General features: G+C 75.2%; 9 protein-coding genes. 7 read left to right on the top strand and 2 right to left on the bottom strand.

Going from position 1 to position 12,948, the window contains the following annotated elements; translation table 11 throughout:
• The 6 genes from EIW28_RS20140 to EIW28_RS20115 all read left to right on the top strand — a co-directional run.
• Window positions 1-696: stealth conserved region 3 domain-containing protein (locus EIW28_RS20140; protein WP_187350634.1), on the top strand; the 696-nt coding region annotated here is incomplete at its 5' end.
• A gap of 130 nt (window positions 697-826) precedes the next feature.
• The gene (locus EIW28_RS20135; RefSeq protein WP_125249482.1) at window positions 827-1,915 is read left to right on the top strand and encodes a DegT/DnrJ/EryC1/StrS family aminotransferase; all 1,089 of its coding nucleotides are present in this window, start codon (window positions 827-829) and stop codon (window positions 1,913-1,915) included.
• Between the two features lie 2 nt (window positions 1,916-1,917).
• The gene (locus EIW28_RS20130; protein WP_125249481.1) at window positions 1,918-2,922 is read left to right on the top strand and encodes a Gfo/Idh/MocA family protein; all 1,005 of its coding nucleotides are present in this window, start codon (window positions 1,918-1,920) and stop codon (window positions 2,920-2,922) included.
• A complete protein-coding gene (locus EIW28_RS20125; protein WP_125249480.1) occupies window positions 2,919-4,385 on the top strand; it encodes a glycosyltransferase in 1,467 nt (488 codons plus the stop codon). The genes EIW28_RS20130 and EIW28_RS20125 overlap by 4 nt, the downstream gene beginning before the upstream one ends.
• A 134-nt stretch (window positions 4,386-4,519) precedes the next feature.
• Window positions 4,520-5,803, top strand: coding sequence for a nucleotide sugar dehydrogenase (locus EIW28_RS20120; protein ID WP_125249479.1), 1,284 nt, complete (start codon window positions 4,520-4,522; stop codon window positions 5,801-5,803).
• Between the two features lie 29 nt (window positions 5,804-5,832).
• Window positions 5,833-8,886 carry a glycosyltransferase family 4 protein gene (locus EIW28_RS20115; protein ID WP_125249478.1) on the top strand — a complete coding sequence of 1,018 codons (3,054 nt, stop codon included), beginning with the start codon at window positions 5,833-5,835 and terminating at the stop codon, window positions 8,884-8,886.
• 42 nt (window positions 8,887-8,928) lie between these two features.
• On the opposite strand, the gene EIW28_RS20110 is transcribed toward EIW28_RS20115, so the two are convergent.
• On the bottom strand, window positions 8,929-9,528 hold the full coding sequence (locus tag EIW28_RS20110; protein ID WP_125249477.1) for an acyltransferase: 600 nt from the start codon (window positions 9,526-9,528) through the stop codon (window positions 8,929-8,931).
• Between the two features lie 72 nt (window positions 9,529-9,600).
• Complete coding sequence (locus EIW28_RS20105; RefSeq protein ID WP_197717382.1) at window positions 9,601-11,193, bottom strand: glycosyltransferase family 4 protein; 1,593 nt, start codon at window positions 11,191-11,193, stop codon at window positions 9,601-9,603.
• Between the two features lie 263 nt (window positions 11,194-11,456).
• Here EIW28_RS20105 and EIW28_RS20100 point away from each other — a divergent pair, with 263 nt between their 5' ends.
• Window positions 11,457-12,938 (top strand): glycosyltransferase family 4 protein, encoded by a 1,482-nt coding sequence (locus EIW28_RS20100; RefSeq protein WP_197717381.1) that lies wholly within the window; start codon window positions 11,457-11,459, stop codon window positions 12,936-12,938.
• Window positions 12,939-12,948 lie beyond the last annotated feature (10 nt).

Raw genomic sequence — 12,948 nt, 5'->3', positions numbered from 1 at the left:
GAGGGCGTGCGGATCGTCGACCACGCCGAGATCTTCGCCGACCCCTCGGTGCTCCCGGTGTTCTCCTCCCACGCCATCGCCACGCAGCTGCACCGCATCCCCGGCCTGGCCGACCACTACCTGGTGATGAACGACGACGTGTTCTTCGGGGTCCCCAGCCGCGCCGAGAAGTTCTTCCACCCCAGCGGGCTCGCGCAGCTGCCGTTCTCGCCGCTCCAGATCGGCGTCGGCGACGCCCGCGCCGAGGACTCGGCCCCGAACTCCGCGGGCCGGAACGTGCGGGCGCTGCTCGAAGCCGACTTCGGCCGCCAGACCGTGAGCAAGTTCAAGCACATCCCGCACCCGCAGCTGCGCGAGGCGGCCGCCGAGATGGCCGAGCGCTACGCGGCCGCGGTGGACGCCACCGCCCGCTCGCGGTTCCGCGACCCCGCCGACATCGAGTTCGTCGGGATGCTCCACCACTACTCGATGCTCACCGGCCGGGCCGTCCCCGGCGCCTCCAAGCTCCACTACGTCGACATCGGCCACCGCGACGCCGGCCGCCTCCTCGAAGGACTCGCGCGGACGAGGGACGCCGAGTACTTCTGCCTGAACGACGTCGACACCCCGCCCGAGCGAGAGGAGGAGATCAGCGCCATGGTGCGGCGCTTCCTCGACCGCTACTTCCCGTTCCCGTCACCGTACGAGCGGGTCTGACCCGCCCCGCGACCTGGGCCGCCACAGGCTCGACGCGGCGGCGCCGCCCGCCCGGCACGTCGGTACCATCGTCCTCGCGTCCGCACCCCGGCCGCGCATCCGTCAACGATCCACCAGTACAGGGGGCCCAGTGCCAACCGACAACCAGGGGTTCATCCCCCCCGCGAAGCCGCACATCGGCGAGGAAGAGATCGAGGCCGCCGTCGCGGTGCTCCGCAGCGGCATGGTCGTGCAGGGCCCCGAAGTGGCGGCGTTCGAAGAGGAGTTCACGGCCGTCTCCGGCACCGCGCACTGCGTCGCGGTGAACTCGGGCACCTCGGCGCTCCAGCTGGCCCTCATGGCCATGAACGTCGGCCCCGGCGACGAGGTCATCGTCCCGTCCTTCTCCTTCGCCGCCTCCGCGAACGCGGTCCGCCTCGTCGGCGCCGAGCCCGTGTTCGCCGACATCGAGCCCGGCTCCTTCTGCATCGACCCCGACCACGTCGAAGCCCTCGTCGGCCCCAAGACCGTCGCGATCATGCCGGTCCACCTGTACGGCCACCCCGCGGACATGACCCGCCTCGTCCAGATCGCCGAGCGCCACTCCCTCGCGATCCTCGAGGACGCCTGCCAGGCCCACGGCGCGAAGGTGAACGGCAAGCCCGTCGGCTCGTTCGGCATCGGCGGCACGTTCAGCTTCTACCCCACGAAGAACATGCACTCCCTCGAGGGCGGCATGGTCTCCACCGACGACGCCCAGTTCGCCCGCACCCTCCGCCTGCTGCGCAACCAGGGCATGGAGCAGCGGTACGCGAACGAGATCGTCGGCGCGAACATGCGCATGACCGACGTCGCCGCCGCGATCGGCCGCGTCCAGCTCCGCAGCCTCGGCGCCTGGACCGAGCAGCGCCGCGCCAACGCCGCCCGCTTCGACGCCGCGATCAAGACCGTGACGACCCCGCCGGTCGCCGAAGGCGCGCACCACATCTACCACCAGTACACCGTGCGCGTCGAAGGCGACCGCGACGGCGCCCTCGAGCAGCTCAAGGCCGCCGGCGTCGGCTCGGCCGTGTACTACCCGACGCCGATCCACAAGCTGATCCCGTACGCGCACATGGACGTCGAGCTGCCCGTCACCGACCGCGCCGCGGCCGAGGTCCTGTCGATCCCCGTCCACCCGTCGCTCACCGGCGGCGACCTCGACCGCATCGTCGACGCCGTCAACGCCCTGGAGGTCTGACCATGACCGGCACCCAGCTCCGCGCGGGCCTCATCGGCCTCGGCGCGATGGGCCGCAACCACGCCCGCGTGCTGCACGCCCTCGACGGCGTCGACCTCGTCGCCGTCGCCGACCCGGTCGCCGACGCCGCGTCGCTGCCGTCGGGGGTGCGCCTCGTGCAGACCGTCGACCAGCTCCTGGAGCTCGGCATCGACTACGCCGTCGTCGCCTGCCCCACGGTGCACCACGAGCCGATCGGCCTGGCGCTCGCCGAGGCCGGCGTCCACGCGCTCATCGAGAAGCCGCTCGCGCACACCGCGGAGGCCGCGGCCCGGCTCGCGGACGCGTTCGAGGCCCGGGGCCTCGTCGGCGCCGTCGGCCACATCGAGCGGTTCAACCCGGCGATCGCGAGCCTCCGCGAGCGGCTCTCCGCCGGCGAGCTCGGCGAGATCCTCCAGGTCGTCACCCGCCGCCAGGGGCCCTTCCCCGGCCGCATCGCCGACGTCGGCGTCGTCAAGGACCTCGCCACCCACGACATCGACCTGACCGGGTTCGTGACCGGCCAGCCGTACGTGTCGGTCTCCGCGCGCACCGTCTCCCGCTCGGGCCGCCCCCACGAGGACATGGTCTCCGCGGTCGGCGTCCTCGGCAACGGCGTCATCGCCAACCACTCCGTGAACTGGCTGAGCCCCTTCAAGGAGCGCACGACCGTCGTCACCGGCGACCGCGGCTGCTTCATCGCCGACACCCTCACCGCCGACCTCACGTTCTACGCGAACGGCGTCGAGGCCAACGAGTGGGAGGCCCTGAGCAACTTCCGCGGCGTCTCCGAAGGCGACATGATCCGCTACGCGATCCGCAAGCGCGAGCCGCTCCTGGTCGAGCACGAGCAGTTCCGCAACGCCGTCCTCGGCAAGTCCGGCGACATCGTCGACCTGCGCATGGGCGCGGCCACGGTCGAGGTCTCCGAGTCCATCCTCCGCTCCGCCGCGACCGGCGAGACCGTCTCCCTGGCACCGTCCGCATGACCGGCGCCCCGCTGGACCTCACCGCGGTGGCGGTCGTCCCCGACGGCGGGTCCGGCGCCGTGGACTGCCTGGCGGCCCTCGCCGCGCAGACCCTCGGCCCCGGCCGCCTCGAGGTCGTCGCCGCCACCGCGGACGGGGACGGCGAGGACGTCGACCGGTTCGCCGAGAAGCACCCCGACCTGGTGCGGGTCGTCCGCGGCCCGGCCGGCGGCCTCCGCGCCGCCGCCCTCGCCGCCGCGCGCGGCCGCTACGTGGTCTTCGTCGACCCCGGCGAGCGGCCCGCGCCCGACCGCCTCGAACGGCTCCTGCACGCCGCCGGCGACGCCGACGTGCTGCTGTGCGGCGCGCCCGCCGGCCTCGCCGGCGCGGCGGGCCCCGCCGCGTTCACCGCCCTGGAGGCCGCGCGCCTGTTCCGGCGCGAGCTCCTTGCGGACGTCCGCTGCCCCGACGGCGGCGAGGCCGGCGACGCCGAGCTCCTCGCGCTCGGCGCCCTCGCCGAGGCCGCGACCGTCGCCGTCTGCGACGACGACCCCGCCCCGCGCCCGGACGCCGCGCCGCAGGAGTGGACCGCCGCGGCCGAGCGCCTCGCCGCCGCGGCGACCGGCCTCGCCCCCGAGGCCCGCGACGCGCTGCTGCTGGGCGTCCTCACCCGCGAGGTCGCCGCGGCCCTCGACGCCCGCGCCCTCGAATCCGACGCGTTCGCCCGCACGGCGGCCTGGCGGGCCGTCGCCGACTTCGCCGACGCGCACCTCACCGAGGAGCTGCGCCGCCGCCTCCCGGTGGCCCTGCGCGTCCGCGTCTCCCTCGCCCAGCGCCGCGACCTCGACCTCCTCGAAGCCGCCGTGGCCGAGACCGCCCCCGGCCTCCTCGCCGAGGACGGCCGCCTCTACGCCCGGCTCCCCGGGTTCCGCGACGCCTCGGGCCTGCCCGACGCCTGGTACGCCGCCGACGGCGAACCCCTCACCGACATGCTCGCGCGGGGCGCCGCGCCGCGCTACCTGGTGTGGACCGGGGTCCGCCGCGCCGACTACCGGATCGAGTACTCGTGCTTCCTGCCCGTCGAGGGCCTCGGCCCCGACGCGGTGTCCGTGGGCGCGGTCGTCCTCGCCGACGGCGAGTCGCCCGCGCCGCGGGCGGCCCGCGCCGAGGCCCCCGCCTGGGAGGTCGCGGCCGAGGTCGAGACCGGCGCCGACGGCGGCCTGGCCGTCGTCACCGCCCGCGTCGCCCTCGGCGACCTCCTGGAGCGGCCCCCGGGCCGGTGGGCCCTGCGCGCCTCGGTGCGCCTGGGCGGCTTCGTGTACGACCTCCCGCTCACGGCCCCCGCGGGCTACGTGCGCCGGGAGGGCATGCTCCGCGGCGTCTCTGTAGAGTGGGGCCCGAAGCGGAGCATCGTCGTGAGGGTCCGCCAGCGGGCGACGCGGCGCGGCGCCTCCCGGCTGCTCGGCTTCCTGTCCGACAGGTGAATTCGGACGACCCGAGGCGCGCCCTGCACCGTCGATGCCCCAATCCGACATCGACACGCCTCCTGGCGTTCGGGCGCTGTTCACTCTCGGCTGCGTAGCTAAAGGCGCAACGCAACTCGTCAGAAAGAGAGCCCATGAACATCTGTGTGGTCGCGCTGGGGAAGATCGGGCTGCCGCTGGCGGTCCAGTTCGCCTCGAAGGGGCACCGGGTCGTCGGCGCCGACGTCAACCCCCGGACCGTCCAGGCCGTCAACGACGGCGTCGAGCCCTTCCCGGGCGAGCACCGCCTCGCCGAACTCCTGAAGGAGAACGTCGCGGCGGGCCGCCTGCGCGCCACCACCGACACGACCGCGGCCGTCGCCGAGTCCGACGCCGTGGTGCTCGTCGTGCCGCTGTTCGTGGACGCCGAAGGGGTCCCCGACTTCGGCTGGATGGACGCCGCCACCGAGGCCGTCGCCAAGGGCCTCAAGCCCGGCACGCTCGTCTCCTACGAGACGACGCTCCCAGTCGGCACCACCCGCGACCGGTTCGGCCCGATGCTCGAGGCCGGGTCGGGCCTGACGGTCGGCACGGACTTCCACCTCGTCTTCAGCCCCGAGCGGGTCCTCACCGGCCGGGTCTTCGCCGACCTGCGCCGCTACCCGAAGCTGGTCGGCGGCGTCGACGCCGCCTCGGCCGCCGCGGGCGTCGCGTTCTACGAGCGCGTCCTCGACTTCGACGAGCGCGCGGACCTGCCGCGCCCCAACGGCGTGTGGGACCTCGGGAGCGCCGAGGCGTCCGAGATGGCGAAGCTCGCCGAGACCACGTACCGCGACGTCAACATCGGCCTCGCGAACCAGTTCGCGCGGTTCGCCGACCAGCGCGGCCTCGACGTCATGAAGGTCATCGAGGCGTGCAACTCGCAGCCGTACAGCCACATCCACCGCCCCGGCATCGCCGTCGGCGGCCACTGCATCCCGATCTACCCGCAGATGTACCTGTGGAACGACCCGGAGGCGACGGTCGTGCGCGCGGCCCGCGCCGCGAACCGCGCCATGCCCTCGTACGCCGTGGACGTCCTCGCCGCCGCCTGCGACGGCCTCGAAGGACGCCGGGTGCTCGTCCTGGGCGCCGCCTACCGGGGCGGGGTCAAGGAGACCGCGTTCTCGGGCGTGTTCCCGCTCGTCGAGGCCCTGCGCGAGCGCGGCGCCGAGCCGTTCGTGTCCGACCCGCTGTACACCCCGGCCGAACTGGAGGCCGAGGGACTGCCGGCGCACCGGGGCGAAGAGGTGACGGCCGCCGTCGTCCAGGCCGACCATGACGAGTACCGTGGTCTGACCCCCTCCGACCTGCCCGGGGTGACGGTCCTGCTCGACGGTCGTCGCGTCACCGACCCCCACGCCTGGGCCGGCCGGCGCCACATCGTCCTCGGCAGTTAGGCCGAACGCCTGGAAGGACCCGCCCGAGCATGGAGACCCAGACCCGTCCTCCCCGTGTCGTCATGGTGGTCGCCAACCGGATCGACGGGGACTCGCGGGTCCAGAAGGCGGCGCAGTCGATGGCCGAGGACGGCTGGGACGTCCACCTCGTCGGGTTCTCCGTCTCGGGCAAGGAGGAGCGGCACCGCCGGGGCGGGTACACCGTCCACCGCTGCCCCCTCCCGGAGCTGACCGAGCCGCCGCGGCTGCGCGATCGCGTCGCCCGGCTGCGGTTCCCGCTCGCCTACGCCGACGCCGACCGGGCCCTGGAGGTGCCGCACCGGGTCCGGGCGGCCCGCATCGACCTGGAGGCCGACCGCCTGGAGCGGTCCCGTGCGCGCGACGACGGGCTGCTGCGCGCGGCGCGCGGGGTGCGCCGCCTCGGCCGCAGGGTCGAGCGCGAGTGGCTGGAGCGCCGTGCGGCCTCGACCGAGAAGCGCGTGCGCTTCACGGAGGTCGAGGAGGGCGACCTCGAGCGCCTGGAGCGCCGCTGGTGGACGGCGCTGCTCGGCGACCGCGCCTGGAAGCGCCTGGACCTGAACGCGACCCGCATCGAGCTGGCGCTGCGGCTCAAGATCATCCGGTTGAAGCCGGACCTGCTGCACGCCCACGACGTGTACCCGCTGGGGATCTGCGCCCGGGCGGCCGCGCACCTGCGGAGCAGGGGCCGCGACGTCAAGCTCGTGTACGACGCGCACGAGTTCCGCCCGGGCTTCGACGCGCAGCCGCCCGCGCAGCGGATCGCGCTCACCGGCTACGAGCGCCGCTACCTGCCGCACGCCGACGCGGTGGTCACGGTCTCCGAGCCGCTCGCCGAGCTGCTGCGGGACACCCACGGCCTCGACCGGCTCCCGGCGGTGGTCCTCAACGCGCCCCTGCGGCCCGACCCGGACCGGCCGCACCCGGGCGACATCCGCAGCTCCTGCGGGCTCGACGCGGCCGTGCCGCTGGCGGTGTACGCGGGCTGGGCCTCCCCGGAGCGCCGCCTCGAGGAGATGATCGAGGCCGCGCGCCTCGTGCCGGACCTGCACCTGGCGCTGGTCGTCAGCCGCCACCGCAACCCCTACGTGCAGTCGCTCAAGGCCCTCGCCGAGTCCCTGGGGATCGGGGACCGGGTCCACTTCCGCGGCTACGTCGACTACGCGGACCTGCCCCGGTTCCTGGAGACGGCCGACATCGGCGTGTACCCGCTCCAGACGGGCCCGGTCAACCACGAGGTGTCGCTGCCGAACAAGTACTTCGAGTACAGCCACGCGCGGCTGCCGATGGTCGTGTCGAACGTCGCCGCCATGTCGGCGGAGGTCCGGCGCCTCGGCAGCGGCGAGGTCTACACCTCGGGGGACGCCGAGGGGCTCGCCGCCGCCGTCCGCCGCATCCTCGCCGACCCGGCGGCGTACCGGCGCGCGTACCGGGACCCGGCGATCCTGTCCGAGTACAGCTGGGAGCGGCAGGCCCGGCACTACACCGCGCTCTACGAGGAGCTCCTGGGGCCCGCGCCGGCCCGGGCCGCGGCCCCCGAGCCCGCCCGCGACGAGCTGCGCGAGCGCGCCGGCGCGCCCGCGGACCAGCCGGTCGTCGCCGTCCTCGACGGCGGTCCCGGCGACGAGTGGACCGCGACCGCCGTCCGCGGCCTCGCCGGGCTCACCGAGGTCCGCACCGTCGTCGTCTGCCCCGACCCGGCGCGGACCGCGGCGTTCGCCGACGCGGTCGTCCCGACCGGCCCGGTCGGCGCGTTCCTGTCCACCGCGGCGGCCGTGGTGCTGCCCGCGCCGGCCCGCGAGGACACGCTGCCCCCGCAGCTGCCGCTTGCGCTCGAGGCGGGCGTCCCGGTGCTGCTCCCCGCGACCCCCGCGACCGAGCGGTACTGCGAACGGCACCGCGTCGGCCAGACGGCGCGGGCCGACGACCCGGCCGCCGTCACCGCCGCGGTCAAGCAGCTCCTCGCCGACCCGGACCGGGTGCGGCACGTCCGCGCCCGCGCCCGCCTCGGGTCCGCGACGCCGTGGCCCCGGCTCGACCCCGGCGACGCCGTGCGCCTCGGCCTGGGCCCGGTCGACGGCGACGGGCAGCTGGCGGCGCTCGCGAAGGCCGTCGCCTGGCACTTCCCGGACACGGGCGTCGAGGTGGTCGCCCTCCGGTCGCGCGGCGTCCCCGGCCACCCCGCCGACGAGACCTTCACCGCCGCCGAACTCGGCGACCCGGGCCACCGGGAGCGCCGTGCGGCGCAGGTCCTCGGGTACACGCACCTCCTCGCCGACTGGGGCGGTCCGGTGCTCGGCGGGCGCGGCGACCTCCTGGGCGACCTGCCGTCGCTGCGGAGCGCCGGGGTCCGCGCGGCGCTGCTGCTCCACGGCGGCGGTCTCCGCGACCCCGAGGGGCACGCCGCCCGCCACGCGCACTCGGTGTACCGGGACCTTCCGGAGGAGGTCCGGGAGCGGCTGCTGACGACGGCGGCGCAGGCCCGCGAGCTCGCCCGCGCGTCCGGGCTGCCGCTGTTCGCGACCGCGCCCGACCTCCTGGACGACCTGCCCGAAGCGGTCTGGCTGCCGCTGACCGCGGACGTCGACCGCTGGCACTCCGACGCGCCCGTGATGGAGCGGGCCCGCCCGGTCGTGCTCCGCGCCCCGTCGGACCTCCCGGCGGGCGACGACGTCGCCGCGGTGCTCGAACGGCTCGACGCGGCCGGGAAGATCGCGTACCGCCCGGTCGAGGGGCTTCCGCCCGCGCGCGTGCGCGACCTGGTGCGCGGGGCCGACCTCGTGGTCGACCGGTTCGGGCTCGGCTGCTACGGCCCCTTCGCGGTCGCGGCCATGGCGGCGGGCCGGCCCGTGCTCGCCGACCTGCACGAGTCCGCGGCGGCGCGCACGGGGGAGGAGCCGCCGGTCGTCCGCGCCGCGGCGCCCGCGCTCGAAGCGGCCGTCGTCGCGCTCGTCGAGGACCCCGACCGGGCCCGTGAACTCGGCGCCGAGTCGCGGCGGTTCGCCCGCCGCGTGCACGACGGCAGGGCCGCCGCCGAGGCGCTGCGGCCCTTCCTCGAACGCTGACGGCCCGGCCCCGAAGCCCGCGGCCGGGTCACGCCGGGCGCCTCAGCGCCTGCCGTCCTCGGCGAGGACCCCGTCCTCCTCGCGGAAGCGGTCGCCGTTCTTCGGGTCCTCCCACACGCCGCCGCCGAGGTCGCGCAGGCGCTCGCCGGTGCGGCCGACCCATCCGGCGCGGCGGGCGGGCACGCCCATGACGAGCGCGAAGTCCGGCACGTCCTTGGTGACGACGGCGCCGGCGGCGACCATCGCCCAGCGGCCGATGCGGACCGGGGCGACGCAGACGGCGCGGGCCCCGATGGAGGCGCCCTCGGCGACGTCCACGCCCACGGCCTCCCAGTCGTGCGCGCGCTTGAGCGACCCGTCGGTCGCGACCGCGCGCGGATTGTGGTCGTTGGTGAACACGGCCGCGGGGCCGACGAACACGCCGTCGGCGAGCCGCGCGGGCTCGTACACGAGCGCGTAGTTCTGGATCTTCACGTTGTCGCCGATGCGCACGCCGGTGCCGATGTAGGCGCCGCGGCCCACCACGCAGTTCGCGCCGAGCTCGGCGTGCTCGCGGATCTGGGCCAGCTCCCACACGGAGCTGCCCTCGCCGACCGTCGCGCTCTCGTGGACCTGCGCGGTTTCCTGGACCCTGTAGTGCATCTGCTGCTTCCACCTGAACTCGGGGACGGGGGATGTCGTGGCGGGGTCGCCGCGACGATTGTACGGAGGGCGTCAGCGCCCCAGCGTGCGCCGGTACACGCCCTCCAGGACCTCGGCCTGCCGCTCCCACGTCCACGCGTCGAGGTCGACGGGCCCGGCGTACGCCTTCCGGTAGCGGCCGGGATCGGCCAGGACCGCCTCCACCGCGCGGGTGAAGTCGGCGGTGTCCTCGGCGGTGAACACCTCGCCCTGCCCGGTCGACCGGACCATCGCGGCCATGGCCTCGACGTCGGAGACGACGATCGGCAGGCGCGCGTGGCTGTACTCGAAGAACTTCGTGATGAGCGCGATCTCGTGGTTGGGCCAGTGGTGGATCGGGATGACCCCGAGGTCGGCCTCGGCGAGGTGCGGCACCACCTGGAAGTAGTCGACGTACGGCAGGAAGTGCACCCGGTCCCCGACGCCGAGCGCGGCGGCGCGGTCGCGGAGCGTCCCCGCGTAGGCGCCCTCGGGCCGGGGGACCACGAACGCGGCGTGGACGCCCGCCAGCGCGGGGAGCGCGTCGATCATGGTGTCGAGGCCCCGCTGCGGGGCGTCGCCGCCGCTGTAGACCATGAGCGGGACGTCCGGGCCGAGGCCGCAGCGCCCGCGGAGGCTCGGCACGGCCGCCTCGCCGCCGGTCTCGGCGGCCGGCCAGGGCGGCCGGCCCTTGGAGTCGGCGACCACGAGCTCCTCGTCGGCTCCGGCCGAGGACGGGTCCCCGGGCGCGTTGAGCACGACCGCGGGGGGCTCGGCGAGCTTGAAGTCGCGCTGGAGGAGCGCGCCGAGTTCGGCGGAGACGGTGACGACGGCGTCGGCGTACGGGGCGTACTCGCGCTGGTGGGCGAGTTGCGCGGGGTGCCAGCGGGGGTGGATCCGCCACGGCTTGATGCCCGCGAGGTACTCGTGGGCGTCCCACACGAGCTTGACGTCGCGCCCCTTCGCGAGGCCGCGCAGCTTCGCCCGCGCCCCCACGCCGAGGACCGGGAAGTCGTTGGCGTGGATGACGTCGGGCGCGAGCCGGTCGATGACCTTCCCGAACGCGAGTTCGTAGCGCCACAGGTCGGGGTCGAGCCGCCGCCAGGCGCGGTCGCCCATGACGGCATTCCAGAAGAACGCGGCCGCCCGGTCGAGCGGGGCGTCGCACCGCTTGCGCCGCTCCAGGAGCGCGTCGGTGCGCCGCACGCGCATCCGCGTCCACTTCGCACCGAGCTTGAACGCGGCGCGGTGCGCCTGGAGCGCGGCCCAGCGCCCGGCGCGGCGGACCGCGGGCAGCCGGCGGCCGTAGTGCGCGTAGTCCGCTTTGGCGGCCGTCACGTCGGCCCGCTTCGCCTCGAGCTGCTGGGTCTTCCACCGGGCCTTGAGCGCGTTGCCGTAGGCGAGCGGGTCGCGGGGGAAGCTGGTGCGGAACTCGTGCGGGCGCTGGTGGAGCCCCGGCTCCAGGGGGATGAGGCGGACGGCCGCGCCGCCGAGGGTGCCGGTGTGCTCGCGCCGGTTGGGGGAGACGCCCAGGAGCGTCACGTCCCATCCCAGGGCGGCGATGGACCTGGCCTGCTTCTGCACCCGGGAGTCGCCCTTGACGTGGTTCTGCACCAGCATGACGATGCGCGGCCGGGGATTGCTCACTGGTCTCCTCGGGATCGGTTCGGGACTCGCACGCGCGCCGGACGCGCAGGTGGGCGGCCGGCGGCGGTCCAACGCTAGCGCATCCGGCGGCTCCCGGGAGGCGGCGGGCCGAACCGGCCGGCGCGCGCGAATCCGCAGCGAATGCGCGGGGTACGGCCGCCCAACGTCAGGGAAACGCGAGGTGAAGCAGTTCGTCTCGTACGATGGGCCCCGCCGGGAAGCCCGCGACCGCCCGGCCGACGTAAGGTGAACTCGGAGGAACCATGGCGGAGCGCGCCCGGCGGATCGTGATGCTCGTGCAGAACGGCGTCACCGGTGATTCGCGCGTGCAGAAGGAGGCCGAGTCGGCCGCCGCCGCCGGCTACGAGGTCGTCCTCCTGGGCGCCTCGCCGACCGGGAAGGCCGAGGAGTGGGCGCTCGGGGGCGCGACCGTGCGGCTCGTCCCCGTCAACCGCGTCTTCGACCGCCGCCGCCACGAGATGCGCCGCGGCTGGCTGCGCTCCCCGCTCGCCTACCCGCCCGGCCCGCTCGCGGCCTACCGGCACCGGCAGGCCCGCGCCTGGCGCGCCGACCTCGACACCGACCGGGCCCGCGGGGCCGCGCCGCTCGCGCTCGCCCCCCGCGAGGCCGCCTACCGCCTGTTCTGGGCCTGGACCGGCCTGCGCCGCAAGGCGACCCGGAAGCTCGAGGCCGACCGGGCCGCCGCCGCGGGCGGCGTCGACCGGCTCGCCGCGTCCTACTGGAAGGCCGTCATGGGCGACCGCGCCTGGCGGCGCCTCGACCCGGCCCTGTGGGACCTCGAGCTGTCCTTCGGGCCCGTCGTCGACGAGCTGCGGCCCGACCTCATCCACGCCAACGACTTCCAGATGCTCGGCGTCGGCGCCCGCGCGAAGCTCCGCGCGAAGGCCGCCGGTCGGGACGTCAAGCTCGTGTGGGACGCCCACGAGTACCTGCCCGGCATGAAGGCGTGGAAGAACCACCCGTGGTGGAAGGACGCCCAGCTGCGCCACGAGCGCGAGTTCGCGCCGCACGCCGACGCGGTCGTCACCGTCTCCGACACGCTCGCCGAGATGATGCGCGAACGCCACGGCCTCCCCGAGCTCCCCGAGGTCGTCATGAACGTGCCCGACACCGGCGGCGCGGTCGAGCGGCCCGTCCCCGGCCTGCGCGAGCGCTGCGGCATCGGCCCCGCCACGCCCCTCATGGTCTACAGCGGCGCCCCGCTGGAGCAGCGCGGCCTGCACATCCTCGTCGAGGCCCTCCCCGCGCTCCCGGAGGTCCACGCCGCGCTCATCGTGTCCTACCCGCACTGGCGCTACGTCCAGCGCACCCGGGAGCGGGCCGCCGAGCTCGGCGTCGCCGACCGCGTCCACGTCCTCGAGTACGTGCCGCACCGGCAGGTCGTGCCGTTCCTCGCCGAGGCCGACCTCGGCGTCATCCCCATCCACCACTGGGGCAACCACGAGATCTCCCTCATCACCAAGTTCTTCGAGTACAGCCACGCGCGCATCCCGATCGTCGTCTCCGACGTGAAGACGATGTCGGCGCTGGTGCGCCGCACCGGCCAGGGCGAGGTCTTCACCGCCGAGGACACCGCCGACTTCACGCGCGCCGTCGAGCGCGTGCTCGCCGATCCGGAGACCTACCGCAAGGCGTACGCCGAGCAGGTCCCCCTCGACGAGTGGACGTGGGACGGCCAGGCGAAGCGCCTCACCGACCTCTACGCGCGCCAGCTCGGCGCCTGAGAAAGGAACA

It is taken from the genome of Glycomyces terrestris, assembly GCF_003933745.1.
GTDB classification, from domain to species: Bacteria; Actinomycetota; Actinomycetes; order Mycobacteriales; family Micromonosporaceae; genus Glycomyces; species Glycomyces terrestris.
Note: the sequence above shows the minus strand (reverse complement) of the source record. Positions and strands in the feature narration are given on the sequence as shown.

Coding starts and splice junctions, on each gene's coding strand:
- EIW28_RS20115 (WP_125249478.1), top strand. CDS start 5,833: ATGGAGACCCAGACCCGTCCTCCCCGTGTCGTCATGGTGGTCGCCAAC.
- EIW28_RS20110 (WP_125249477.1), bottom strand. CDS start 9,528: ATGCACTACAGGGTCCAGGAAACCGCGCAGGTCCACGAGAGCGCGACG.
- EIW28_RS20120 (WP_125249479.1), top strand. CDS start 4,520: ATGAACATCTGTGTGGTCGCGCTGGGGAAGATCGGGCTGCCGCTGGCG.
- EIW28_RS20125 (WP_125249480.1), top strand. CDS start 2,919: ATGACCGGCGCCCCGCTGGACCTCACCGCGGTGGCGGTCGTCCCCGAC.
- EIW28_RS20130 (WP_125249481.1), top strand. CDS start 1,918: ATGACCGGCACCCAGCTCCGCGCGGGCCTCATCGGCCTCGGCGCGATG.
- EIW28_RS20100 (WP_197717381.1), top strand. CDS start 11,457: ATGGCGGAGCGCGCCCGGCGGATCGTGATGCTCGTGCAGAACGGCGTC.